Origin of the sequence: Leptospira saintgironsiae, from assembly GCF_002811765.1 — a bacterium.
GTDB lineage: Bacteria > Spirochaetota > Leptospiria > Leptospirales > Leptospiraceae > Leptospira_B > Leptospira_B saintgironsiae.
Genome location: NZ_NPDR01000002.1, coordinates 221,258 through 247,286, shown reverse-complemented (window position 1 = coordinate 247,286; position 26,029 = coordinate 221,258). Strand labels below are relative to the sequence as shown.

The 26,029-nt window shown below is 40.5% G+C and carries 25 protein-coding genes and 1 tRNA gene; 13 read left to right on the top strand and 13 right to left on the bottom strand.

All coding sequences use genetic code 11. The features are described 5' to 3' along the window. Positions 1–18 precede the first annotated feature (18 nt). From CH362_RS06140 to CH362_RS06120, 5 genes are all read right to left on the bottom strand, one after another. A complete protein-coding gene (locus tag CH362_RS06140) occupies positions 19–2,304 on the bottom strand; it encodes an alpha-hydroxy-acid oxidizing protein (RefSeq protein ID WP_341865076.1) in 2,286 nt (761 codons plus the stop codon). Further along, positions 2,280–3,434 carry a tRNA 2-thiouridine(34) synthase MnmA gene (mnmA, locus tag CH362_RS06135; RefSeq protein ID WP_100709488.1) on the bottom strand — a complete coding sequence of 385 codons (1,155 nt, stop codon included), beginning with the start codon at positions 3,432–3,434 and terminating at the stop codon, positions 2,280–2,282. The genes CH362_RS06140 and mnmA overlap by 25 nt, the downstream gene beginning before the upstream one ends. After that, positions 3,427–4,446 (bottom strand): retropepsin-like aspartic protease, encoded by a 1,020-nt coding sequence (locus tag CH362_RS06130; protein ID WP_100709487.1) that lies wholly within the window; start codon positions 4,444–4,446, stop codon positions 3,427–3,429. The genes mnmA and CH362_RS06130 overlap by 8 nt, the downstream gene beginning before the upstream one ends. A gap of 108 nt (positions 4,447–4,554) precedes the next feature. Then, on the bottom strand, positions 4,555–4,785 hold the full coding sequence (locus CH362_RS06125; protein ID WP_100707036.1) for a hypothetical protein: 231 nt from the start codon (positions 4,783–4,785) through the stop codon (positions 4,555–4,557). 65 nt (positions 4,786–4,850) lie between these two features. Beyond that, positions 4,851–5,915: a sensor domain-containing diguanylate cyclase gene (locus CH362_RS06120; RefSeq protein WP_100709759.1), complete on the bottom strand. Its 1,065-nt coding sequence runs from the start codon at positions 5,913–5,915 to the stop codon at positions 4,851–4,853. 198 nt (positions 5,916–6,113) lie between these two features. Here CH362_RS06120 and CH362_RS06115 point away from each other — a divergent pair. Continuing rightward, positions 6,114–6,186: transfer RNA gene (locus tag CH362_RS06115), tRNA-Met, on the top strand. A 118-nt stretch (positions 6,187–6,304) separates the two neighbouring features. Here the strand turns inward: CH362_RS06115 and proC are convergent. From proC to CH362_RS06100, 3 genes are read right to left on the bottom strand one after another with little or no spacing between them, the layout of a single operon-like run. Continuing rightward, a complete protein-coding gene (gene proC / locus CH362_RS06110; protein ID WP_100709486.1) occupies positions 6,305–7,084 on the bottom strand; it encodes a pyrroline-5-carboxylate reductase in 780 nt (259 codons plus the stop codon). Beyond that, entirely contained in the window at positions 7,081–7,746 is a 666-nt protein-coding gene (locus CH362_RS06105) for a YggS family pyridoxal phosphate-dependent enzyme (protein ID WP_100709485.1), read from the bottom strand. Before CH362_RS06105 ends, proC begins: the two co-directional genes overlap by 4 nt. 2 nt (positions 7,747–7,748) lie before the next feature. Then, the gene (locus tag CH362_RS06100) at positions 7,749–8,432 is read right to left on the bottom strand and encodes a hypothetical protein (protein ID WP_244280494.1); all 684 of its coding nucleotides are present in this window, start codon (positions 8,430–8,432) and stop codon (positions 7,749–7,751) included. 99 nt (positions 8,433–8,531) lie between these two features. On the opposite strand from CH362_RS06100, the gene CH362_RS06095 reads away from it, so the two are divergent. After that, positions 8,532–9,272 (top strand): flagellar filament outer layer protein FlaA, encoded by a 741-nt coding sequence (locus CH362_RS06095; protein ID WP_100709483.1) that lies wholly within the window; start codon positions 8,532–8,534, stop codon positions 9,270–9,272. Here the strand turns inward: CH362_RS06095 and CH362_RS06090 are convergent. After that, entirely contained in the window at positions 9,244–9,861 is a 618-nt protein-coding gene (locus CH362_RS06090) for an HAD family hydrolase (protein ID WP_100709482.1), read from the bottom strand. The two genes, CH362_RS06095 and CH362_RS06090, sit on opposite strands and share 29 nt — an antisense overlap. Positions 9,862–9,867: 6 nt before the next feature. On the opposite strand from CH362_RS06090, the gene CH362_RS06085 reads away from it, so the two are divergent. Together CH362_RS06085 and nadE are read left to right on the top strand one after the other, a co-directional pair. Next, on the top strand, positions 9,868–11,127 hold the full coding sequence (locus tag CH362_RS06085) for a 3-deoxy-D-manno-octulosonic acid transferase (RefSeq protein WP_100709481.1): 1,260 nt from the start codon (positions 9,868–9,870) through the stop codon (positions 11,125–11,127). 7 nt (positions 11,128–11,134) lie between these two features. Beyond that, positions 11,135–13,024, top strand: a complete 1,890-nt coding sequence (nadE, locus tag CH362_RS06080; RefSeq protein WP_100709480.1) for an NAD(+) synthase — start codon at positions 11,135–11,137, stop codon at positions 13,022–13,024. Between the two features lie 26 nt (positions 13,025–13,050). On the opposite strand, the gene CH362_RS06075 is transcribed toward nadE, so the two are convergent. Further along, positions 13,051–13,686 carry a TetR/AcrR family transcriptional regulator gene (locus CH362_RS06075; protein ID WP_100709479.1) on the bottom strand — a complete coding sequence of 212 codons (636 nt, stop codon included), beginning with the start codon at positions 13,684–13,686 and terminating at the stop codon, positions 13,051–13,053. A 75-nt stretch (positions 13,687–13,761) separates the two neighbouring features. Here CH362_RS06075 and CH362_RS06070 point away from each other — a divergent pair, with 75 nt between their 5' ends. Then, positions 13,762–14,640 carry an alpha/beta hydrolase gene (locus CH362_RS06070; protein ID WP_100709478.1) on the top strand — a complete coding sequence of 293 codons (879 nt, stop codon included), beginning with the start codon at positions 13,762–13,764 and terminating at the stop codon, positions 14,638–14,640. Between the two features lie 135 nt (positions 14,641–14,775). Here CH362_RS06070 and CH362_RS06065 read toward each other — a convergent pair whose 3' ends face one another. After that, a complete protein-coding gene (locus CH362_RS06065; RefSeq protein WP_425269020.1) occupies positions 14,776–15,495 on the bottom strand; it encodes an LIC_20245 family lipoprotein in 720 nt (239 codons plus the stop codon). Positions 15,496–15,572: 77 nt separating this feature from the next. Here CH362_RS06065 and CH362_RS06060 point away from each other — a divergent pair, with 77 nt between their 5' ends. From CH362_RS06060 to recJ, 6 genes are all read left to right on the top strand, one after another. Continuing rightward, positions 15,573–16,280, top strand: coding sequence for an LIC11073 family putative lipoprotein (locus CH362_RS06060; protein WP_425269026.1), 708 nt, complete (start codon positions 15,573–15,575; stop codon positions 16,278–16,280). Further along, a complete protein-coding gene (gene rsmI, locus CH362_RS06055; RefSeq protein WP_100709477.1) occupies positions 16,277–17,023 on the top strand; it encodes a 16S rRNA (cytidine(1402)-2'-O)-methyltransferase in 747 nt (248 codons plus the stop codon). Before CH362_RS06060 ends, rsmI begins: the two co-directional genes overlap by 4 nt. A 15-nt stretch (positions 17,024–17,038) precedes the next feature. Further along, positions 17,039–17,362 (top strand): flagellar biosynthesis anti-sigma factor FlgM, encoded by a 324-nt coding sequence (locus tag CH362_RS06050; protein WP_100709476.1) that lies wholly within the window; start codon positions 17,039–17,041, stop codon positions 17,360–17,362. A gap of 82 nt (positions 17,363–17,444) precedes the next feature. Beyond that, complete coding sequence (locus CH362_RS06045; protein WP_100709475.1) at positions 17,445–18,614, top strand: iron-containing alcohol dehydrogenase; 1,170 nt, start codon at positions 17,445–17,447, stop codon at positions 18,612–18,614. 73 nt (positions 18,615–18,687) lie between these two features. Beyond that, the gene (locus CH362_RS06040; RefSeq protein ID WP_010515397.1) at positions 18,688–19,008 is read left to right on the top strand and encodes a bactofilin family protein; all 321 of its coding nucleotides are present in this window, start codon (positions 18,688–18,690) and stop codon (positions 19,006–19,008) included. A 2-nt stretch (positions 19,009–19,010) separates the two neighbouring features. Then, positions 19,011–20,933 (top strand): single-stranded-DNA-specific exonuclease RecJ, encoded by a 1,923-nt coding sequence (gene recJ, locus CH362_RS06035; protein ID WP_100709474.1) that lies wholly within the window; start codon positions 19,011–19,013, stop codon positions 20,931–20,933. Positions 20,934–20,939: 6 nt separating this feature from the next. Here the strand turns inward: recJ and pcnB are convergent, their stop codons facing one another. Beyond that, entirely contained in the window at positions 20,940–22,415 is a 1,476-nt protein-coding gene (gene pcnB, locus CH362_RS06030) for a polynucleotide adenylyltransferase PcnB (protein ID WP_100709473.1), read from the bottom strand. A gap of 59 nt (positions 22,416–22,474) precedes the next feature. On the opposite strand from pcnB, the gene CH362_RS06025 reads away from it, so the two are divergent. Together CH362_RS06025 and CH362_RS06020 are read left to right on the top strand one after the other, a co-directional pair. Then, positions 22,475–23,491: a M23 family metallopeptidase gene (locus tag CH362_RS06025; RefSeq protein ID WP_100709472.1), complete on the top strand. Its 1,017-nt coding sequence runs from the start codon at positions 22,475–22,477 to the stop codon at positions 23,489–23,491. Positions 23,492–23,562: 71 nt separating this feature from the next. Continuing rightward, a complete protein-coding gene (locus CH362_RS06020; protein ID WP_100709471.1) occupies positions 23,563–24,525 on the top strand; it encodes a prolipoprotein diacylglyceryl transferase in 963 nt (320 codons plus the stop codon). Between the two features lie 72 nt (positions 24,526–24,597). On the opposite strand, the gene CH362_RS06015 is transcribed toward CH362_RS06020, so the two are convergent. Beyond that, positions 24,598–26,004, bottom strand: coding sequence for a cytochrome c biogenesis protein CcdA (locus CH362_RS06015; RefSeq protein ID WP_100709470.1), 1,407 nt, complete (start codon positions 26,002–26,004; stop codon positions 24,598–24,600). Positions 26,005–26,029: the final 25 nt, after the last annotated feature.

Sequence of the window (26,029 nt, the reverse complement as noted above, 5' to 3'; positions counted from 1 at the left end):
AAAAATCTAAGTACGAATTTAAGAAGAAGTTTCTTCTTTTTTTCTGAAAATAAATTCTTTCCTAATCTCGGAAATTTTGGAAACCCCTACAGTATTCATTGCCTGTGCCAAACCTTCTGTGTATTGACCCACCAAAAATCTGACTCCTGCCACGCCGCCCCCGACTGCGGAAATCGCCATGGGTCTTCCAACAAGGACATTGTTTGCGCCTAATGCATGCATTTTAAAAACGTCTGCGCCACTTCTCACCCCTCCGTCCACGGAGATAGGAAAATCAGGACCTAATGCCTCACGGATCAAAGGAAGAACTCTGGCAGTCCCAGGCATATCGTCCAAAACCCTGCCTCCATGATTGGAAACAACGATTGCATCTGCTCCCGCCTCTTTCGCAAGGATCGCATCTTCTGGGCTCATCACACCTTTTAAGATAAAAGGTAGTTTTGTATAAGAACGTATTTTAGAAAGAGCATCGACTCCTCTTGTAACAGAAGGAATTTTTTTCTGGACCAGTGTTTTGAAATTCACCGCATCTATGTCCATACCAAGTGCAAGAACACCTTGCGCCTCCGCTTCTTGGAATCTTTCCTTAATTAGTCCTTCGTCTTCACGAGGTTTGCAGATAAGGATCCCTTTTCCTTCTACTTTTTTGAGAGCTTCCAGAATGATCAGATATTTTTCGGGACTTGCACCGTCGCCTAACCATGCTAAGCTGCCAGAAGCTAAACACCCTTCCAATAAGACCGCAGCCAAAGTATACTCATCCATGGCACCGCTCATATTTGTGATCGCACCTGTCATAGGAGCGCACATGAAAGAAGTAGATAATTTCTGTCCTAAAAATAGGCTCTCAGTGCTTGCTTGCACATTGTCTCGGATATATCTGGGAAGAATTGAATATTCTTCTAAAGCCTTTGTATTGTCCTGGAAGCTGAGCATTCTTCCAACACCGCCCATTCCGGGAACTCCCGAAGCACAGTCTGTTCCATCACAAACCTTGCAGACCCAACAAATCTCTTTTCCGAAACGGATCCTTGCATTAGCTGCTATTTCTTTTTCAGAAATAGAATATAATTCATCACAAGTAAATTTAATAGTTTCTAATACTTTGGAGAATACACTCTCTGCTTGGGTTAAATTCTCTGCGGAGATGATTACATGCCCGGTTTTTTCAATATTATTCGTGGGTTCAGGGATAATATCTCCCACTTTGTGTAAGAGATAAATATCAGTTACACCTTCTATCTTCTTAGCTTCTTCCAATCCATCGATTGCGAGAAGTTTCCCCTTAGGAGCAAGTAACGCTCTCTCAATAGAAACTCTATGAAATAATGGCTCTAAATTATCCGGCTCTTCGCCAAGAGCGATTAAGATTGCGGCTCTGTTTAAATTGATACCACTGGATAGAGGAAAAGTAAATGCAGACATGAATCCACCGGACAGTCTTGCAGCGATCTCTCCCACTTTTACACCGGTAGGAGTTACTTTGATATCTCCCTTCCCCGCACCTCTTCTGATCCCAAGAGCTTGCATTCCTCTGAACATCACATCTTCTATTTCTTTTTGGATCTCAGGAGAAAGAGCGGAAGGCATATTATGGCCCATCTCTATAAAATAAGGCTCTCTTTCTATGATACGGTCAGCAAGACCAGTGATCATATATTTTCCGTCCCAAGCAAGTGCATCCACAGAAACTTCGGGACCAGGCATATATTCTTCTAGGATCATCTCTCCAGTAGGAGAATATTTTTTTGCATGTTTGAATGCGGCCTGTAGTTCTTCTCTATTATTTACTTTTACAACTCCGCGAGCGCCCATATTGTCTGCGGGTTTCATTACCAATGGGAATTGTAGGAATTCCAACGCGTCACGAGTATCTTGGATACTCCAAACAGGAGCAAATCCAGGAATAGGAACACCTGCTTTTTTCAGGCGTTCTCTCATTTTTACTTTATTGGAAGCAGCCTCTGCATCCACAAAACGGATCCCAGGAAGATCCAAAGCGTTAGCCACTGCGGCAACAGTCATACTCGCATCTGTTCCAGCAGTAATAACTCCATCTATTTTAGTAGTAGCGGATAATTTTTTCGCCTCTCTTACCATTCCTTCTATGTCCTTAGTGGACATGATAAGAGGAAGATCACAAATTTTCAGACCAGGTGCCTCCGGATTCATATCCGCCACCACTGTCCTAAGAAGCATCGTTTTTGCTGTTTGGATGATTGGGACTTGTAAAAGTCCTCCGCCTATAATTAGGATCGTCTTACCTGCGATTTTTTTACTCACGGAAGAACGCTTACTCCTAATTCCGAATTTTCTAAAATAGTAAGATCTGATTTTTCGTAAGTGGTCACACTTCCTTTTCGGATGATCCCACCTGCGAGTAAATAATCAGAATCATTTGGATAGAAGACTGCGGATTGGCCTGGAGCCACACCTTTTACTTCTTCCAACGGAAATACTTCTATAAAGTTTTCGTTACGTACTACTTTAGCTTTGATAGGACGAGAACGGTATCGTACTTGAACTCTACATTCAGAACTTTCAGTTTCGAGAACAGGAGCCCAAGCTTGCAGATTTAGATCTTCAACAATAAAAGATCCTACGAAGGTTTGTTTTTCTTCTGCCAAAACAACTGTTCCATCGTCTTGGATAGAGATCACATATAGAGGAGCCTTCCAAGCAATACCAAGACCTTTTCTTTGTCCTATGGTAAAGTTTTCTTTTCCGGAATGTTCTCCGATTACTTGTCCATCCTGTAATTTGAAAACTCCAGGAGTGAAATCAATATTTTTCTTAGCTAAAAACTTTCTATAATCGTTTTCAGGAATAAAACAAATCTCTTGGGATTCTGCTTTTTCAGCAACTGGAAGTCCCATTCTTCTTGCGATCTCACGCACTTCAGGTTTGGTCATTCCACCCAAAGGAAAAACTGTATTTTTAAGATTCTCTTGGGACAAACCATAAAGATAATATGCTTGGTTCTTATTCATGTCCTGAGCATTGGACACAGCATATCTTCCATCTATCTCTACGATATTTGCATAATGCCCCGTAGCAATTTTATCAATTCCTAATGCTTGCGCCTTTTCGAATAAGGCACCGAACTTCACGAAAGTATTACATTCCACACAAGGATTCGGGGTCTTCCCTTCCTTGTAGTCATTTACAAATCTGTCTATGACCTTCTCTTGGAAAAGTTTCTCCATCTTGATCACATAAAAAGGTATGTTTAAAGAGAGACCAACATCTCTCGCGTCTCTAATATCTTCTGGAGAACAGCAGGATTTTTTAGTGGTATCGCAGGCAGGTGCCTCATATTCCCAAGTACGTAGGTTGACCCCGATCACTTCGTAACCTTCTTCCATGAGTAGGCCTGCAGTGACAGCACTGTCTACCCCTCCACTCATCGCTACTATGATCTTACCCTTATTCATTCCTTAAGACCGATTCCTTTCCTACTATACCAATAAGACTCCTTTTTGTGTCCAAAAGAATTCGATAGTTTTCCATCCAATTCCGGCCTAAGATCCCTACGATCCCTCGTCTATGGTCCGAATGTAAAGCATCAGGAGGAATTCCCCCAGGAAATACCTCTAATTCAGGAGTGCAGAAGCCTATTCCTTCAGAATCATTTTTCACAAAAACGGGACAAAAAGGCCTAAGAGTTCTGATCTTTGCCTTTAGTCTACCTCCGCCAAAGTTGAATACTGTGGCTTCTTTTCCCTCTACATATTCTGTAGAATGATCTGACTTGATTGTGTCCCAGTCTAGGACGCTGTATTCTGCTCCAGTATCCAAGATCCAAGATTCTTTCCTGGTTCCTGGCGGACGAAGAAGGACCGCAGAAGGTTGACCTGATTTTAAAAACATAGGAAATAAATTTTCTTCCAAAAAACCGGGTGCTGGACTTGCGGTAGAAGATCTCCAAATTGAAATTCTATCCGGCAAATCCAAAACAATCACTGAACCTAAGAATGCATTCATTCCTAAAATCCCATCTACCCTAAGTTCTTTAGGGAATACATGAGAATAAAATTCCACAGACTCAAATGGCCGAATTCCACCGATGAACAGATCATTCCTGATTGTCCTTCGTACGGACTGAACAGAACCTCCAGGAAAACTAGCGCTCAAAACTCTTTTAGGAGAATTTTCAGGAACATGATCTTCCGAAAGAAACGAAACAAATGCGCCTGTATCGATCAGGAATCTAAGAGGTTCTCTGTCCTTGTCCAAGGATAGATAAATTACAGGAAGATGATCTACTTCTTTTAGAGGAAGTCTGACCCAAATTCCTCCTGCCTCTTTTTCGTAACGAATATAACCTGAGAATAAATTCCGAAAATCAAAAGTAGTACATCCTGCTACATAAAAGAAGAATATCCCAAGGATGATCTTGGATAGAATAGTCTGTTTTTTGAATGTACGATTCGGAAGAAAAAACATCGGAATAATTTGAAAACCCGATTAGGATTTCAAATTTCAGTAAAAAATCGATTCTTTTTTATTTGGAAGGAAATTGGAAAAGCGAACTCCTACGAGTTCGCTTTAGAATTACAGCAGTTTTTTGATACAACGGGAATTTGGGCAGCGAGTGTAATCGATTACGCAATCCCTATACTCTATTCCAGTCTGGACATCCTTTGCTTTATATTCTATAAAGCAGGAATAAGGAGAAAAATCGAACTCTTCTCTTCCTAAAGCACGGTTACGGATACGTTTTCCGAGCTCCGCCTCTTCGATCTGGCTGATATAATAATGGTCCAGCTCAAGTTGTTTTTCCATGATAGAGGTTTCGGTCGAATTTTAGAATTCGATAAGTCCGAAATCCCTGAGAAAATGGGAAAAAACTAGTTCTGGACCGGGATTTGGAAGGAAATGGTCTTGTTTTTACCGGAGTGTTTTGCTTCGTAAAGTGCCTTATCCGCCCTTTCTATCAGGTCCTTATTGTTTCGGTCGCTTGTCCAAAACTCGGAAACTCCTATAGAAAGAGTAACTTGGAAATCAGGGCCTCCGTTTGGATTCGGAATAGAAGCAGTTTCCACCGCCTTTCTCAAACGTTCTCCCATTTCGAAACCACGTTTTAAGTCCGCTCCAGGCATAACTAAACAGAATTCCTCTCCACCATATCTGGCAGCAATATCATGTTTACCCGCACATTGGATCAACCTTGCTGCAACTTCTATCAAGACTTGGTCACCTGCCTGGTGTCCATGAGTATCATTGAACTTTTTGAAGTTGTCCACATCAGTGAATAGAAGAGCAAGATTCGTTCTCTTTTTACGACAACGTTCCATCTCTTCTTTGAGTTTAGTTTGGAAGTAGTGATGTACTTTCAAACCGGTCATCATGTCTACGGTAGCAAGTTCGTACAGTCTAGAGTTCTCTACCGCAATTCCTGCAAGAGTGGAAAGAGTTGTGAGGAAGTCTCTATCCTCTTCCATCCACTCTCCCATGGTGATCTTTTCACCCAAGAGTAGAAGTCCGTTCACTTTTCCTTTTGCATTCAAAGGAATGATGAGGTCTCCGCCGATTCTTCTTAAAAATTCCAGTTCAGGACTTAAGCCCATGGACTCTTCGACTTGATCAGGAGTCATAGCCTTAAGTTTGGTCTCTAAAAAAGTAACTAAAGGTGCATCTGTTTTGATCTTAAACCCTGCATCATCTTCTGCAAGATCGAATCCTTTAAAGCTCGGCTCCAATTCAAAATAATTAGAGTCAGCTTCTGGAGCTAAAAAGATAGCCGCGCTCAAAGTTTGAAGTTGAGCTAAACAAATATTTAAAATAGCATCAATTAGATACTTATAATCCAGTGTGGAATTAAGAGCCTTACTGATCTCGAGAAGTTGTTTCTGATCATAGATCTTCTTCTCATAATATTCGATCATCAATGGATCATTGTCTTTTCCGATCAACTGTGGAATCTCCCAATACAAAATTGAAAAGATAATTTATTTCGCTAATCCGTTTCTTCGCCTACGGACTTTGAACATTTTCCGTGAAGTCGATCCGCGAGAGGTAGTAGCATCAAAAAGCTTTCCTCGGGGAAATCAAACTCTTTTTCTTTTTCAATTGACTTTCAGCCTGGGGTACGGAAACATGGTTTTAGACGCCGCGCGGTGGAGCAGCCGGTAGCTCGTTGGGCTCATAACCCAAAGGTCACAGGTTCGAATCCTGTCCGCGCTAGAGCGTTTTACATCAAATCATTATCCCCAAAAGTAGACAAAGAGACGTTTAATTTCTACCTTTTCTACTCTTTCCTTATAAAAAAGAAACAAATCTCTTATATAATAATCCTTTCTATTTAGTTTCCTAACTCTTTAGAACGTTCTGTTGCTCTTTTCACTGCAGAGATAATAGCAAACGGGAACTTATTCTTCTCCAACTCTTCTAAACCTGCAATGGTTGTTCCGCCTGGAGAAGTTACTTTGTTTTTCAAAACTTCCGGATGAGTATCAGGATTCTTTTCCAATTCTTTTGCAAGTAATTCAGCGCCGCCTATCACAGTTTGTATGGAGAGTTCTAATGCTTGAGAGTATGTCAAACCAGAGGCAACTCCACCTTCTGCCAAACTTTGTATAAACCTAAGTACGTATGCAGGCCCCGAACCAGAGAGTCCAGTTACAGCATCCACTAGTTCTTCTTTGGAAAGTTCTAAACAATAAGAGATAGGTGAGAATATCTCTTTCAAACTTTCATATAATTCCTTATCTCCATAATAGCCCAAAGCGCCCTTTCCTACAAGAATAGGAAGATTCGGCATAATACGGACCACCTTAGATCCAGAAGGCGCAGAAGAAGAAAGTATCTTCGTATCAATTCCGGCAGCAACAGATAGGATCGCTTTGGGAGCCTCTAAGGATCTAAGCGTTTTAGAGACCTCAGCAGGTTTTACTGCTAAGATAATAAGGTCCGCTTTCTTCTGGAAGTTGGACCAATCAGATTCCAAGATCATTCCTTCTGCCTTTTTTGGATCAAGATAAGGATCGAAACCGATCACATCTATTTTTCTGGATTGGAGAGAACGGTAGATCGCTCCTCCCATATTCCCGCAGCCTACGATACCAATTTTATTATATTTCATGTTCTTTCTCCGAATATTGCGGTCCCAATCCTAAGATAATCACTACCTTCTTCCAATGCAATTTTGTAATCGCCTGACATTCCCATGGATAATTTTCCTTGGGGTAAAAATTCTTTTCGTATATCAGAGATCTCTCTAAACACTTTGCGGGTTTCTTCAAGATCTCCTGAGCTTGGGCCCATGGTCATAAAACCTTCTAATACACAAAACTCTGAACTGAGAGTTTCTTTTTTGAGTAGAAGTTCCATAATATCTTCTTTAGAAAATCCTGATTTTGAATCTTCGTGAGTTAGATTGACTTGTAGGAAGTAACGTATCTTCCAGCGATCCTGATCCATTCTTTTTTTCAATTCTTCCAGGATCTTTTGGGAACCTACTCCATGCACAAATGAATATAGACCTGAGTATTTTCTAATATGAGAAGATTGAACAGGACCTATATGATGTAGTATAAAATCTTTTTCCGGTTTTCCCAAGTCGGAAAATTTTTCTATCCCTTCTTGGACCCTATTTTCTCCAAAATGGATCACTCCGCCTGAAATTGCTTCTTGGACTTTTTCTTTGGGTTGGAATTTGGAAACTGCGATGAGTGTTGGAGTTCCTTCAGGTTTCAAGGACTCCAGTTCTTGTACTATAGATCTATAATTCTCAGAAACACCCACGCCTAATCGGCCTTGGACTTTTTTTTCAGACCTGAGACTTCTTGTTCTAGAATTTCCACACGTTTACGTAAAGAAACTTTGCTCTTCTTCTTAGGAGATCCGTTTTTCATTCCTAATTTTTTTTCTAAACGCCCTACTCTTTTTTCCAAAGAGCTGATCTTTGCATTTACAGAAGAATGAGCCATTCTTCTTTTCTTGTACTTTTTAAAATGACGTTTTTCTTTTTTGAGTTTAGGGCCGTCATCGTATTCTACTAAACTTTCATCCCTTTGTTTTGTTCTAGGGCGATCCATTTCTTCCCTTTTAGGAAGATCAGAAGTTTCAGTAATTTTTGTCTCAGGCTTCTCAGAAGTTTTTGTGGAGAGTGAGTCCTTCTTCTCCTTTCCTAAACCTGGAACCTCATAGTCTTTTGGCAAAGGTTGAGATGAAGGTTCAGTAACTGAATCCTTAGGTTTGGAAAAATCAGAGTCAAAGTTTTGATTTGGAGAAGACAGATCTTTTCCGTCAGGCACTTCTTCCGGAGTAAGAATGGTCCGTTCTGGTTGGGACTTCTCCTCAACTTGGACATTTTTGTCCTTATACCAAGCGGCAATACGATCTCTCTCCACATATAAATAAAATGCAAGAGATCCAAGTAGCAGGATTAAAAGTCCGCTCAGTAGGATTTTGAGAATATCCCGGTTCATAAAATACCTTTTAGAATTATCGGCTGGGAAAACCCGAGAATTGGGCAAAAAACCCGGCTTCTTATTAGGAGATCCACAAAATCTACCGAAAGATCTAGAGTGATCCGGACCGTTCTATTCTGTTTTTGCCTAAGTTTATGGATACTTCCTAAACCTACCTGGGCACCTCCGCTTAAAAGAGACCAAGATGAGGCAAACAGAGTCCTTCAATTAGAAAAAGTACTAATCGATTGGAAGCATTACAATCTTTTTCTAGTAGATTCATTCGAAGGAGAAAGACCTTGGGAAGTTTATAGAGGAGTTTCCTTCTTAAATAGGATAGACTATGTTTCTCAGGTCCCCGACTCTCAAGCATTCCTAAAAGAAAGAGAATTATACAAGGCATCTCCTAAAGAAGAATACAGATCAATGATGGTCCAAACGTTCTTCGAAAACCCTAAACATGAACATTTGGAGATAAGACCAAAGGAACCAATCCGACTTCCAATTGGAATTCCGACAAGAGTGTTTTTCTGGGCTTACTCCAATAATCATAACGTGGTCTTGGAGTTAGTATTTCACCAGAAAAAATCTAAAGAGATCGTTTTGGAATTAGGAGATCTAAAGTTTGATGGTTGGAAAAGAATAGAGACCCAAATTGCTGTCCCTGCAAAAAATATCCGGCTGAATCAATCTCTTAGATTTCCTTTGGAGTTAGTTTCTATCCGGATCAAACCGAATCCTTTCCAACCCAAAGGTGAATTTTATTTTTATATGGATCGTTTAGGAATACTGATTGATAGCAGAGAAGAATCGTATCCTGGAGCAGAGGTCAAAGACAATTGGGGTACTGCTCTGTAAGGAACTCCTTCAATTCTCCCGGTTTTTTGGGATTAAACTTAAAAGCATTCCAGTTCATATAACCCGCGACTTCCACATTGGTTGGGTTATCATCTACAAACACATACTCTTTTCCGGGAAAATCAGTCTCTATCCATTGGAAATATTCTTGGGCTGGTTTTCTAACACCCATCTCACAAGAAAAATACAAAGCATCCAAAGAATGAAGAAGTTCCCCTATCTCTGGAAATTTCATAACTTCTTTGTACCAGATCGAATAATTACTGGCAAGGATCACAGAAAAACCTTTGGACCTTAAACTTTTTACGATCTCTAAAGTTTCAGTTATAGGAGTTATCTTGGAAAACATCTTTTCCTTTAGATCTTTTGGATGAGGAAGTCCCTTATCCTTATAAGAATCTAAATAAAATCTCTGGAAAAAATCCTCTTCTTCGATTCTTCCCATTTCGAAATCTAAGAAGGCTTGCTTTTCCCGACCGTTCTTAAAATCTTCCCAATGTTCTCTGGGCAAAAGTTCTTTTAAGGCCAAATGGAAAGGGTCCTGGATCAGGGTATCCATTAGGTCGAATACAAAAAGAGGAGATCTCATACCACTATGCTAATAACGTATCGGATTTTGACGATCCTTCTTTGGCCCTGGATTTTCGTTTTCTCACTGCTCATTCCCGGCGCAAAAAATTTTCTTAGGAACCGAAAGGAAGATAAGCGCAGAATACTCTCCTACCCTTTTGCACCCAAAGCGCAAAAAGTAGTATGGTTGCACGCATCATCCGTTGGAGAACTGGACCAATGTAAGGCACTCGCTTTAGTATATAAGAAGAAGGAGCCGGAAACTTTTATTCTCCAAAGTGTATTCTCTGATTCAGTCAGAGATTCTAGCCTCGAAGCATTTCCGGCGGATTTAAAATTTCGTCTTCCTTTAGATTTTCCTTGGAGTTATGATTTTATACTAGATAAATTTTCTCCCCAAGTTTTAGTATGTATGGCCTGGGATCGTTGGCCTAATTTACTTCAGGCTGCTAAAAGAAGAAGGATCCAAACCGTACTTGCCTCCGCAGTCATCACTTCTCCAAAAGGATTTGTCCAAAAGAAGTTTTATAAAGCAGCGTTTTCCTTATTCGATAAAATCCTCACTTCTCATTCTTCCGGAGAAGAAAAGTTCAGAGAATTGCTTGGAGATAAAAAGGTCATAAAAACTCTAGGAGATTCCAGATTTGATTCTGTGATCCAAAAAATAGAAACAAGCCAAAGAGAATTTAAAAGACCCAAAAATTATCCATTCTCTCAAGTGTTTCTACTCGCTTCTACTTATGAGCCTTGCGAAAAATTACTTCTTCCACTTCTGCAAGAACCTTCTCTCAAAAATACTGCATTCTGGATCTTCCCCCATAAAACAGATCCTTCAAGAATTACTCAGTTAGAATCTGAGATCAAATCGTTCACTTCCGATTATACTTTATATTCTCGAACTGAGTTTGATTCACTTTCTTCCAGAGTGATCTTATTTGACGTGCTTGGGATTTTGGCACATGCGTATAGAGCAGCAGACTTTGCATACGTAGGTGGAGCGCTACATAATAGAGTGCATAATGTTCTGGAGCCAGCGTATTTTGGGCTTCCACTTTTAAGCGGCCCAAGGATTACGCATGCACCTGAAGCAATCGAACTAAATCATAGAGGTGGGCTATTCATTATCCGCACAAAAGAAGAAGTTTTAGAAATTCTGCAATTAAGCTCCGAAAGAAAAGAGGCCATCCGTTTTTCCAATCGCCAATTTGTGGAAACAGGCAGAGGAGCAGCAGAAAGGATCTACTCTGAAATATCCTTGTCTCCCATTCCTAATAGAGGATACTAGGAGGGAAATGTCCGTCTACCGTTGTACAGCAGTAAGTTTAAAAACCACCGCTTTGGATTTTAAAGGAAATCGAGAGAAGATCCTGGCCGCAATCCAAGCCAACGAAAATTCTTCTCTGATACTTTTTCCAGAACTCTGTATTTCAGGTTATGGTTGTGAGGACACTTTCTATTTTCCTTGGGTTTGGGAACAATCCTGGAAAAGTCTTTTAGAGATCGCAAAAGTTACATCCGGCAAAACAGTCATTGTTGGACTTCCATTCTTCCAAAGCCCTTATCTATTCAATGTAACCGCAGTTTTGCAAAACGGCAAAATATTAGGACTCGTCCCGAAACAAAACCTGGCACAAACAGGTGTGCATTATGAAAACAGGTGGTTTACAAAAGGAGAAGAATCCAGAAATTACGCGATCACTCCTGATGGATCAGAACTTCCTTTTGGTTCTCTACTTTTTGAAAGTGCAGATTTTAATTTTGGAATAGAGATCTGCGAAGACTCCTGGGTCCAAGTTCGACCGGGTCAATACCTGGTCGAAGCAGGAGCGGATCTCATCCTTTCTCCTGGAGCTTCTCATTTCGCTTTGGGAAAACAAGATATACGTAAAAAAATGTTCTCTGAGTCTTCAAGAAATTCTTCTACAGCAATTCTTTATGCAAACTTAGATGGGAATGAATCTGGCCGTTTGATCTTTGAAGGCGGATGTATGGGGATCGTAGACGGAAACGTTAAACAAGAAGGTCCCAAACTTCACTTTACTAATTTTGAAAGTACTCATTTAGATCTGGATTCCACAGAACTCAGATCCAATCGTGCAAGAAACTTCAGATCTTCAGGTACAAGGGAATTTAGATCCAGAGGGAAAGGTCTGCAAAGAATAGAGATACTTCCTCTCAAAGTCCAAAAGGATTTTAATAATTCAGTCCAAGTTTCCAAATCAGATCTATTCCAAGATTTTACGAGAGCTACTTCTCTTGGTTTATTTGATTATCTGATTAAATCCAAAACAAAAGGTTATACATTATCTCTTTCAGGTGGAGCAGATAGTGCAGCATGTGCTCTTCTTGTAAAAGCAGGAATTCTATTCTCGGAGAAAGAATTAGGACCTAAATATTTGGATTCCTTAGGTTTAGATCCTAAAAATCTATTATTCACACTTTTCCAAGGAACTGAAAACAATTCCGAACAAACCAAAAATTCTGCAAAACAACTTTCTGAAGAGTTAGGTTTTACTCATGCAGAGATCACAGTAGATTCTGAAGTAAAATCCATGTTGGAAAAAATTTCCTCGGTGAAAGGTCTTATTCCAAACTGGAAAGATCATAATCTTGCACTCCAAAATATACAAGCTAGAGTCAGATCTCCTCTCATCTGGTTACTCGCTAACTTAAACGGGCATCTTCTTCTTTCTACAGGAAACAGAAGTGAGGCAAGTGTAGGATATACCACAATGGACGGGGACTCTTCCGGTTCTGTTGCTCCTCTCACAGGTGTAAGCAAAGAATTTGTACTTTCTTGGCTCAAGAATGTGCATGAAGGAAAAGATATTATTCTTCCTAAAATAAATGCTCTAGAAGGAATTTTAAATTCTAAACCAACCGCTGAACTAAAACCACTTTCTGAAAAACAAGAGGATGAGAAGGATCTAATGCCTTATCCACTTCTCCAAAAATTAGAAAGGAATTTTGTATATTTAGGAAAATCTCCTGATAATCTTTTAGAGTCTCAGGAATGGTCCAACGCAAAAGAGGCGGAAGAAGGTAAAAAGAAATTTTTGAAATTATTCTCTGCAAGCCAATGGAAAAGAGAAAGGCTCCCACCTTCTTTTCATTTGGATGAATACGGTCTGGATCCTAAATCCAGTTTCCGTTTTCCGATCCTGAGTGAGATTTCGTTTTAAGTTTTTCTCGCACATAGATCACGGCTTTAACTTAAGTCCAATCCCTTCAAAATAATATTCAATCCGGAGATAAACTCCTCTTCCGGGCTGCTGGATTTTGCAGAATTTGCGATCTCAGTCAAACGAGGATAACGTTCCTTAGGCAAGGACTGGAATCTATGAATCGTTTCTTCTGAACTTTCCCCTTGGGAAGAAGATAATGGCCCTGCAAGTTCTGCCTGAGCGATTCCCATGGAAAATCCGGAGACTGTCCGGAATGCTACTAAGAGATCCTGTCCGGATCTGCCGCTTTTTACGAGAGCCTGTAAAAGAGCTTCAGACGGATCTAAAAATGCAGGAGAAAAACTTCTTCTAGTTAAGATCAAAGGTATCACATTGGGATGCAAACGAGCTGCTCTCCAAAATGCCAAAGCGATTTCTCTTACTTCTTCCTTCCAATCCGACTTCTCAGATCTATCCCATGAAGACTTAGACATCACCGCTTCAATAAGAAGTGCCTCTAGTTCCGCCCTGTCCGAAACATAATTATAGATCGTCATCGCTCCGGTTCCAAGAGAAGAAGCCAGGGTTCTCATGGACAATGCCCCTAATCCTTCCTGATCCACGATTTCTAAGGCTGCTGCCTGCAATTGTTCTCTAGTAAATTTAGAAGGTCTTGGCATTTTTTTGCTTGATATACGTACATCGTACGTATATATTCCATCCTATTACGTACACCATACGTATTGGAGATCTATATGACAACCAAAACAAAATTCAATTCGGGAGATAGCTTCTGCACCTCCTGGCTCACTCTACCCGCAGGAAAAAAACCTTTTCCGGTGATCATTTTAGTCCACGGAGGAGGAGCCACACATGATATGAAACTGGAACAGTATGAAAGGGAATTTTCAACTGCAGGATATGCAGTTCTTTCTTTTGATTTCAGGCATTTAGGAGAATCTGGAGGAAGCCCAAGACAATATCTGAGCATTTCTCGTTATTTAGAAGATATAGATTCCGCGATTCGATTTGTGAAAGAACATCCTGAATTGGACTCCTCAAAGATCGCATTATGGGGAACCTCATTAGGCTCTAGTCATGTAGTAGCGTCGTCGGCAAAACATCCTGAATTAGCGGCAGCAATCATTCAATGCCCTGTATTACAAGGAAGAGCACCTGCTCTTAAATCAGGGATTACCAATCTAGTTCGTCTGACTTTCCCAATTTTATCAGATACTTTCCGTTCTTTCTTTCAATTGGAAAGAAGATACGTTCCGATCGTAGGACTTCCTGGAGATAGAGCATTCGTAACCGTTCCTGGCGCTTTAGAAGGATGGAGATCTGTGATGCCAGACGGATACAAATTTGATAATAGGATTACCGCAGGCTCGGCTATCGGTATGTTATTTTACGATGCATATAAATATGCAAAAAAAGTAAAATGTCCTTTGCTTGTATGCGTGAGCGATAAGGAAACTTTAATGGACCCAAAAATTGCAGTCCGATGCGCAAATGAAGCTCCGTTAGGTAAAGCAATACATTACCCAGCGGATCATTTCGACGTATATCATTCTCCCTTATTCGAAAAACTAGTTCGCGACCAGATAGAATTCTTGGATCAGCATATGAAATAATCTCAGGAAAATTTAACTCGCACTAAGGCGCAAAGTCCGCTGAGTTTTTTGTAGGAATTCCTACATCGCACTTAAATACTCTGCGACTTCGCGTCTCTGTGTGAGAAACCTTTGCGACTCTTTAAACTCTGTGTCTCACAATCCAGCTTGTTCGTAAGCTCTTTGTTTATCCTTCTGTACTTGATCCAATTGTTGGATCATAGTTTGTTGGATAGTTTCTAACTTCTTTTCTTGTTCTGGATCTCCGGATCCTTTTTGCAGATCCACCAAATATTTTACGATCTCCAATCTGTCCTTGGATTGTTTTTCCATATAATCGTAATATGTTACTGTTTGGTCCTTGGATGCAGTGCGACTTAAAACCGCTCTTGTAGCTTCGGATACTCTTTGTTCAAAAACTTTCCTTTGTTCTTTTTCCGCAGGAGTCATGCGGCTGGGAAGAAGTGAGTTATTCGGAAACTTTTCTTTCAGTTGGGCAAACCTTTCCATCTCTTCATTCGTGTAAGGTTTTCCAGTCTGAGGATTTACTGGGTTATTCGAATCTGCTGCAGGTGCCCCAGGTTTATTTTCGGAAGAAGGTTCTCCTACTTCAGGTTCACGGTATTCTGCTTTTCCAGCCTTATAGAAATCTGAATTGGAATCGAATAAAGAAGGATCTGCCCCAGTTTTCCCATAACCAGAACGTCCCGCAGTAGATCCGGATCCACCCCCGAAAATACTGGCGAGTGCCTCTGCTTCACTTTGTTTATTTTTGGAGTCAGAACCCTCATCGTCAGTCCAAAATGAGACTACCAATAAGAAGATGAAGAATACTATAAAAACTACTGAAATTAATAATGTCCGAACTCTAGTCACGATGAGGAAGCCCCATATTTTTTAGTTGTAAGACCACTCCAAGGTCGAATTCTATCCTTGTGGGTTGTAAATTTAGAATCCAACAGGCGCCAAAGGCGGGCAACCTAAAAACTCCTGCCGTTCAGGCGGTTTTATTCTCGCTTTTTTTATTTTTCGCCTCTTGCGGAACGAATACAGAAGTGACTCAATCCCCTTTTGTATTCCTGACTCCTGTTGGAGTTCCTCAAATTTTTTCAATTACTGCTAAGTACGATAATATAGATACTCATAGGCCTGAGTATGATCTGAAATATTATATTACCAACATGGAGCCTCAGTTTGTAGGTTATAATCTTTATATCACTTTTGCTATCCCTTCTGCGGGAGAAACTCTCAATAATGCAAATCTGTATTTAGAAAATGGGGTCCAACCTTCTTTCCCTCAGTTGGCGATCCAAGCTTCTACTTCTAATGTAGTAACAAACACGATCGAAAATTACCAACCATTCTCTCCAGTGCAGATGTTCCAAAAATGTGAGGTTTACACTTTCACATTAAGAGCATTATTGAATACTGGGATCACTTCTAATATGTCCACACCGGTAACAAGATGTAGTTCCATCTATCCGGACCATTGTGGAACCAATACAAGTTGTAATCCTACTGCATGTACAGTGGCAAGCTGTTCTACTTCTACTCAATCTCTTTGCCCTGTCGGAACCGCTTGTAACCCTTGTACCAAGGGAGTTGCGGCAACTGGTTGCGCTTGCCCTGCGGGAGCATCTCCGCCGGGTTGCAATCTATGAGCGAAGCTCCTAACTCTAAATTTACTGTTCAACCAGGTGCTGCTTACGTTGTAGCCACTCCCATTGGAAACTTAGAAGATATTACTTTTAGAGCGGTGCAAGTCCTCAAACAAGTGGATGTAATCTATTGCGAAAATTCTTCTCATAGCAGAAGACTTCTTCAAACCTACGATATTTCTACTCAAGCCAGAACATTATATAAAGACCAAGGCGCTGAACCTTATAAAGGTATCATAGAAGATCTGAAATCCGGAAAAACTTTGGCATTGGTTTCAGATGCAGGAACTCCTGGAGTTTCAGATCCAGGTTCTCAATTGGTTCGGATTTTGAGAGAAGAGAATATTCTAATCGTTCCTATCCCTGGAGCAAGCGCACTTACCTCCATGCTTTCTATTTCAGGATGGCAGGTACAACCTTCTCTATTCTTAGGTTTTTTATCTGAGAAGAAGGGCAAAAAAAGAAACCAACTTAAAGAATGGGAAAATTTCGAAGGGGTCCTTACTATCTTCGAATCTGTTCATAGGATCAAAGATACACTCTCCGCGATCAGAGAAATTTTTCCAAATTCTCCTATTCTTATGGGGAGGGAATTGACCAAAATTCATGAGGAAATCCTGAAAATAGAACCCGTTCAGTCCCTCGAATCCCTGAAATTCCCAGAAAAGGGCGAATTTGTAGTATTAATCTATACAAATCCTAAAAAAATGCTTAACGGACGTGTCGGAGATGCCGATACTTTGTAGTGAGAGGGAAAACCCATGACTATCGATAAAATAGGCGGCATTGGCGGAGGATCTTACGAGCCACGTAAGTCGACTCCTGTACAGAAATCCGAATCTAAAGAATCATTTGATAATATTTCTATTTCCGACACTGCTAAACAAAAAGCTTCGGAAGCTCGTATCCAAGCAGAAGTGCAAACGATCGCACAAAAGATCGTAGCAAGTCCGGTGGATTCTGAACGCTCTACAAAGCTGAAAGAAGTTAAGGAAAAACTTAAGAACGGAGATTACGATAATCTCAGCCCTGAGATCTTAAACGCAGTTGCTGATCGTATCGCAGAATCTTTCTTAGGCCGTTAATCCAAATTTAAATCCGGAATTGTTTCCCTTGGATTCCGGATTTTACATACTTCCTCTCAATTAAAAGGGAGAACGACACACAATGCCGATACTCCCCGACTGGATCAATTTTAGTTTTCCCACCAAAATCCATTTTGAAGTCGATTGTGGCTTTAAAATGGGAAACTTCGTTAAGAACGTAGGCAATCGTGCTGTCATTCTTTCCACTCAAAGTGAGTTGGAAAATATGGACGAGTTCTCCATCATCAAAACTTCTTTAGAGAAACATATAGATGGTGTTATTCTTTATGATAATATAGAGAAAGAACCTACATTAAAAGAACTGGATACAGCCGCCTACTTTGCGAGAATCTCAAATGCAAATTGTATCATAGGTTACGGTTCTTACGAAAGTTTGAATACTGCGAAGTTAGTTGCACTTCTTGCGAATAACGATGCTTTTGCAGAAGATGTTTTTATACTGAAAAAAAATCTTAGGCTTAAAAAACCTATCCCTCTTATTTTGATCCCCACTCATCCAGTCATGGGATTAGAATGTTCTCCTACTGCCACAGTTTATATGGATGATGATAGGACTGTTCGTTATTTTTCTAATGAGTTACTTTTTCCTGAGATGGTGATCGCTGACGCTAAGATCAGTAGTTTTATGACTTCTGCAGACGTTGCAAAAGTTGGAGTGGGGATTTTAGCAGCTGCTGTAGATAGTATTCTTTCTAAATATTCGAATGAACTTACAAACTCTTCTTCCTTAAGAGCGATTGAGATCATTTACAAAAACCTGGTACCTGCTATCAGAGATCCTAAGAACCTGCAGTATAAAAACGCGATCTTTGGTGCGAGTCTGCTCGTGGGAATGTCCCATTCTTCCAGTTCATTAGGACTTTGTTATGCACTTTCTTTAGCTGCTTCTAACCTAACGAACCTGGATGTTTTCCAGGCAATGTCTATTCTTCTTCCACACGTGATGGAATATAACCTCACCTCCTCCGCAGGTAAATACGTGATGATTGCAAAAGCACTCGATGAGGACATCACCAATATTTCGGTAATCGAGGCGGCCATCAAAGCAGTAGAAGGTATCCGTAAAATTTATATAGAACTCAAAATCCCACAAAGACTTTCTGAATATGAAGTTCGTAAGATAGATCTGCCTGGGATCGCAAGTCTTGCTTCTTCTTTTCCTTTCTTAGATTCTCTTCCTCGGGAACTTCCTAAAAACGAGATCGAGACCATTTTAGTCGCCGCATTCTAATTTCGCAAAAAAACAGATTTATGTCTTCGAAAAACATTTGAAAGGCCTGGTTAGGGTCCAAGAATGGAGACTCATGAGCGAAGAATCCATAGACACGATTATCGGGGAAGACATCCAATTCCGAGGCAAACTACGTTTCAATAACGCACTGAAGATCAAGGGCCAGTTCAAGGGCACCATTGAGACCACAGGCTCATTGATCGTGGGAGAAACCGGAAGAGTCGAGGCCGATATCGAAACGGGGACCCTGGAAATCGAGGGAGACCTAAAAGGAAATATAAGCGCTGCCTCTAAAGTTTCCGTTCGCAAGACCGGAAAATTAGTCGGAGACGTTCGCACTCCGGATCTTGAAATAGAATCAGGAGCAAAATTCAGCGGAAATTGCATCATGTAATTATGCCCCAACATGGACCGGATTTTCAAAACCTACCAAATTCTTCCATCCAAGGCCTAACTCCCCTCCAGTCTCATGTGTTCGGGACAAAATTCGGAGGGGTCTCCAATCCCGGAGGGACCTCTGATCCTTCTAAGGTACTTACCCAAAATATCTCAGATCTTCCTTCTCCGTTTTTATTACCGGATATGGATGAATCTATCCGCATTCTTAAAACTGCAGTTAAAGAAAATAAATCCATCTTACTTTATGGAGATAGAGATAGTGATGGTGTTTGTTCTACAAGTTTACTCGCCAATTTTTTAAAAGGAATTCATCCCGGGAAACTCACAGTCAAAACTTCGAGTGAAGAAGATTACGGACTATGTGAACCAGCGATGAAATATGTAAGAGAGGTCAAACCTGACCTACTCGTGACTCTTGACTTCGGAACAAGCAATAGTACGGAAATAGAAGAATTAAATGGGGAAGGAATGCAGGTCATAGTCCTGGATCACCACGAAATTCCGGAAAGGATACCTTCTGCCTGTAAATTGATTTCTCCTAAAAGAGGAGATTCTCTTTATCCTACTGAAAAGATTTGCACTTCTGTTATTTCCTGGAAATTGATCACTGCATGGCTTTATTCTACATTAGAAAATTATAATTCTTTGGTCTGGATCCCTGATGGAGAAACATTCTTCAGTGGTTCTCTCATAAAAAACGGGATCAAACTTTTCCAGGGAGATAAGGCTGAGGCAGAAAAACGTTTTTCTGGGAATTTTATAGATTGGCCTACCATATCCAAAACTCAGTATCCTGAAAGAGAAGTTTTTTATTCTCAAATTTCTTCTTCCCCAGCTATCTGGGAACAAGTTTTAAAAAATCTGGATCTTGCTTCTATTGGAACGATCACAGATATGATGCCTCTTGTTGGAGAAAATCGGATCATAGTTAAGGAAGGTTGTTTTACTCTTCAAAAGATCAAAACAGGAGAATTTTCACATCGCCCTGGTTTGGAAAAACTTTTCTCCCAATTAGATCTAGATAAGAAGAAGGTACTCTCCAGAGATTTGGGATGGAGCATTGGTCCTGCATTAAATGCTGCAGGTAGAATGCAAAAAACGGAAGCAGCACTTGCTCTTCTTCTTTCTAACTCGGACAAGGAAGCGGAATCACTTGCAACGGACCTTCTCAAATTAAACGAAGAAAGAAGAGAAAGAACCAAAAGAAATTTATTCAGGGTAGAAGGTTTTCTAAAAAGAAAAAGAGAAAGAACAGAAAGGCCAATCCTTTTCTGTTATGAACCTGATTTCGAACCTGGAGTTTCTGGAATTGTAGCCACAAGACTTGTGGAACAATACAAAAGGCCTGTGGTATTTATAGCTCCAGATCATGGACATGCAAAAGGAAGTGTTAGAGCTTACGGAACTGAGAATGTCTTAAACCTTCTCAAAAAAGCGGAAAATGTTTTTCACCAATTTGGTGGCCACAAAGAAGCCGGAGGATTTTCTCTTTCAATCGATCAGATCCCAAAACTGGCAGAAATTCTTTTCCAAGAAGCAGGAAGTTGGTTAGAATCGGAAAAAGTTTCAGGCTTACAAGAAGAGACCAAAAGTTTAGTGAGCCTCAGGCCTCAGGAGTTAAGAGAAAATTTATATACAGAGCTCGGATTATTCGAACCTTTCGGTATGGAAAATCCTGCTCCGTTACTTTCTGTAAAAGGAGCAAAAATACTTTCTTATCGTCCTTTGTCAGATGGTAAACATGCAAGATTCAAAATTTTAGCTTCTTCCGAATCTATCCAATGTATCATCTGGAATAAGGCGGAAGAATTCTCTCAAGCGTTAAGAGATAAAGGCGAGTTAGATCTTTGGGGTTCTTTAGAGGAGAACACTTTTAGAGGCAAGACAAGCCTTCAGTTCGTGATCCAATCCTTCGAATAATCAATATCAATCGGATTCGTTAAAATCTGAATCTTCTGAACTTGCTTCAGGTTGTGGCTTAGATTGTTCTCCGTTTTGACGACCACCCTTTCGGTTACGATCTTTAAATCGGCCACCGCCACCTTCTCTTTCTTTACGGTTTCGGTTCGGACGAGGGCCCTGTTGCCCGCTTTCTCTCTTGCCTCCGCCGCCACCGATACTATTTGGTAGCACAGGTCTTTTGCGAAGGGAGATTTCCCAGAAAAATGCAGACTGTAGAGCCTTATCATTATTATCTGCGATCGCATTGATCTTATAAACGTAAAATGCATCGTAGAAGAAATCTTTCTTACGGAAGAAATTATTTTGGGAAGCTTTATCGTCTTCGATATGAGTAAATCTTTCTTGAGACGCAAATACCTTGATCAGTCTTTCCTTATCTTTTTTAGGAGTTCCTAATCTTTGGAAAATAGGCTCCAAAGCTAGTTTTAAGGAAGCAACTAAATGGCCCCCGCTCTTCTTAGTTAAAGACTCTTCTGCAAGGTCGGAAAATAAAAGTGCATAAAAGATCTGAGGAGTAAGCTCTTCTCTTTCGGAAAGAAGTTTATCTGCAATCGCCAAACGTTTTCCAACTCTGGTTTCTAAAAACTTTTCGCCAAAGTCAGGATTTTTTCTACGTTCTCTTTCGAATGCTTCTTTGAGAAGAACTTCTAAAAGAGAATTTTGAGCCATTCCTTGGAATATAAGGGAAGTTCTCCAAGTACGGAAAATTTTATTATATTCTTCCAACATACGGGAAGAAGAAGCTTTTTCCAACTCGTGAACATTCTTCTTAATAGATTTGGAAGTTCCCTTATCAATCTTAAGACCGAGTAGAACCGCAAACTTTACTGCACGCAACATTCTGACCGGATCTTCTCTAAAAGAAATATCCGGATTTCCAATCACTCTGAGTTGTCTGCTTTGGATATCTTCGTATCCACCCACATAATCCACGATGGAATCATTACGGATATCATAGTATAACGCGTTGATGGTGAAGTCTCTTCTGGCAGCGTCTTCTTGCGGGGTTCCGAATTTATTGTCCCGTTTGATCAGATAATCCTGATCTTCTACAGGTTTTTCGAAACGATGTTCTGGAAGAGAACGAAAAGTACTGACCTCGATCACCTTTCCCTTGAAGAGAATATGAACAATTTTAAATCTGCGACCGATGATACGGCAGTTATTAAAGATTTTCTTAATTTGATTCGGAGTCGCGTTGGTGACCACGTCAAAATCTTTTGGCTTACGTCCCAAAAGAAGGTCACGAACTCCCCCACCCACGATATAGGCCTTGTATCCAAATTTGTGGAGACGGTGGATGATCTTTACCGCATCCTCGTCGATCATGGTCTTGCGGACCGGGTGAGAATCCCGATAGAACCTCCGTCCCTCCGGATAAATAAGAATGTCGTCGACGGATCCTATTTTTTTCTTGAAGAGATTGGACAGAAATTTCATATGATGGGATAGTTAAGTCCTATAATCCCCGTCGGACCCCTACCTGCAAGTAAAAATCTATGAACAACGAGGCAAAGTTCGAAGACCGCCCCCGAGCCGCAGAAAGGCTGAAGATTAAGTATCTTCGCCTTCGTTCTTCCTGGCTAAAAATCAAAGAAAAAGGCTCTCGCAAAATTTCTTTCCTACTCGTACCTCACGATCACGAAGCTGTGCTGAATGTGGAGCTAAGTGTTTTTATGGCCGCGTTTTTAGGAGTGCTTTCGGTCCTACTTTTTCTGCTCGCGAGTGCATTCGTAGTCTATATGAACTTCTTCTTCGTACCAAATCGAGAGTTGATCAGAGAAACTGACAATAATGTTGGACTATTTCTTTATTATAACTCTCTTCTCAAAGATGCTAAGAAAGAAATTTCCGGATTAGAAAAAAAGACTGAACAATTAAACCTAGTCGCTTGGGAAGAAGTTCCCTGGAAAAGAATTCTCACCTTCGATTATGTACCTGAATTCAGTTTAAAGAAGAATGTTCCAGAATCATCAACTAACATGGATTTATATTCTGATACGGTTGAAGGTTTTGCGGAAAGAAATATTGAATTATACAAGATCAAACATGCTTTCCAAAACGCATTTGATTATCTGGAAGAAAGAGAATCCATTCTGTATGCTATGCCAAGAGGTAGACCTTTAAAACCTGGAGTAGGATTTGTGACTTCTACTTTTGGAGGAAGAGTGGATCCATTCGGCCTAGTAGAGATGGGAGAGTTTCACTCAGGTATAGACTTTGCTGCCGGCGAAGGAATTCCTATCTACGCAACAGCTCCAGGTGTGATAGAAGATAATGGACAATCTGCGGGTGGACTCGGAAAAAGTATTCGTATCAATCATTTGAATGGATTTTATACAGTGTACGGACATTGCTCCGTAGTCTTTGTAGAAAAAGGACAATTAGTCACCAGAGGCCAACATATAGGCAATGTAGGCTCCACAGGAAAGGCTACAGGACCTCACGTACATTACGAAGTCCATATAGGTTATGATCCTCCTATGGATCCTGCCGAATTTGTGAATATGGAATAAATTTTAATCTCTCCGAAACTTTCCCGATTCGGGGAACGAATATAAGGGAAAAAAGATCCAAAGAAGGAACCATGTATAAAGTCATAGATATTCCCGGACTAGTACCTTTCGTCCAGAAATACATCAGCAGCGGTTGGGAAGGAATTTCCACATTCAGCATTTTAGTAGTCATCGCCTTTTTAGCGGCTTCCTATCTTCTACCAAAAGAACTAGAAAGAAGAAATTTAGAACCAACTCATGCAGATTGGCTTTTGATCTTAGGAGTTTTCGGAACATTCGTAGGCGCTAAGATATTTTTTATCTTTGAGATCTGGGACCAAGTATTCGTAGATACTCCAGGTTTTGACGGAAAATATCTGTATCCACTCACCCATTTTGATGGTTTCCCTGGTCGCCCAGGACTTTGGTCCAGTTTATTCTCCGGAAGTGGATTAGTATTTTATGGCGGATTCCTATTCGGGATCTTATTCATCAGCTTATACATGATCCAAAACAAATTGGATGTAAAAGCTTACCTGGACGCTACAATTCCAAGCATGGCATTGGGTTATGCAATCGGTAGATTAGGATGTTTTGTTTCAGGAGATGGTTGTTACGGATTTGCAACTCATTCACATATTCCGATTTTAACATTCACCTATTGGCCAACGAGTGCTGTTCCAAGTGGTGTTCCAGTTTGGAATACTCCAGTCATGGAAGCATTCGTATCTTTTCTATTCTTCATCTACTTCCAAAAATGGGCGAGATTTCAAAACTTCAAAAAGTTCAGCTTAGGTGCTCAGTATCTGATCCTACATGGGCTTGCAAGATTAGCGATCGAGTTCTTAAGAGTAAACAAAGCAGTGATCCCATTCTTTGATCCTCCTGTTCAATCAAATATTCCAGGAGCGAATGGAGAAACTACTACCTTCTTAAATGGATACTACTGGCATGGATTTTCTCAATCTCAGTATGTATCAATCGCGATCATACTCGTTGGTTTATATTTCTTAGTGAAATGGAAACTCTGGGAAAAGGAACCAGTCCCAGCTTAAAAAATCTCTGAGGCTCCGCGTCTCTGTGTGAAAATATCTCTGTGGCTCTCAACCACTCCGCGTCTCACAGTCTCATTCACCTGAGGCGTGGATATTCTCACCTTTGATAGTACGGATCATATCCGCCGTATTTAAATAATTTGTAGTTTTAAAAAGAACCTTCCCATCTGCGGAGAAGATCACAAAGAATGGAAGTCCAATTTTCAATTCAGGAAATCTAGGATCATTCTCATATATTAGAAAATCCTTATCATCATCCTTAATCTTCAAAAGAATAGTTTTACCTAATGCCTGGTTCAAATTCGGATCGGAGATGGTTAACTCTTCAAAAGCCTTACAATTAGAGCACCAATCTGCATAAAAATCCGCAAATACTAAACGATCTTCTGTTCGAGCAGTCTCAAATGCAGTATCAGAAATTCGATGCCACTCTAGATTTCCATGCTCTTCTACAAGATCCTTTTTGATCCCACCAGGAGCAACTCCCCAACCAGCAAGTCTGATTAAGATCGCGCTAGAACAGATCAGTCCAGTAAGGAGTAATGCCTTCTTCATTCTTTCAGTGCGGAGAAGGGATACTGGTTGGTAAAAATATGCTGCGGCCAAAATGCCAAGAGCAGCGGCCAAGATCCCAAGACTCAAATCAGTAGGAACAGACCATAATTGCATTGCCTTATTATAATAAGACCAAGCAAAATAGAAGACCACAAATCCTAAAACGATCTGTATCCATCTAGTCCATTTACCCCCGCGGGGAAGAGAAAGACCAAATACTCCTAAAAATAAAAACGGTAATCCAAGTCCGAGCCCAAATAGTGCCATCTTAAATGCAGAGACTGCTAAAGAATAAACACTAATACTTTGGACCCCAGCGGTCACTTGGATCAAGATCGCAACTACGATCGGACCAACACATGGAGAAGATAAAAATCCTGCTCCCATTCCTAACAGGAAGGTTCCCTTCCAACCTTGGCATCCTTTCCATTCTTTCACAGGGAAAATTGGTAGATGCAAAATTCCTAATGAAGCAAGTCCCAATAAGAAAATAATTACGGCTAAGAATAAGTTCGTTCCTGGGAATCTTAGAACAGTATTAAATGCTCCACCTGAAACTCCTGCCACAAGACCGAAGCAAAAATACATGGACGCTAATCCTGCATAATACACCAAGGGGTGGAACATTTTGTTCGTGGCAGTTTCTCCCCTTGCTTTAATGATCCCAACTGTGATTGGATACAAAGGATAAACACAAGGAAGAAGGCTTGCGCACAATCCTCCCAAAACCAGAAAGATCGCGGAATGAAATCCGAACTCTGAACCGGAAATTCCTGTTTCCAACCATCTGTTTAGAGAAGACATCCAGGATTCAGAAACGACCTGGGACTGGGCTTGCAAGGAGCTAGTTAGGGAAAAGAAGAATATTAGAAGTCCGGCTCTTTGGCCAAACGTTGAGGAGAGAAGGATCCGAATTTTCTTCATGAGATGGACGATTAGACCCAAACAG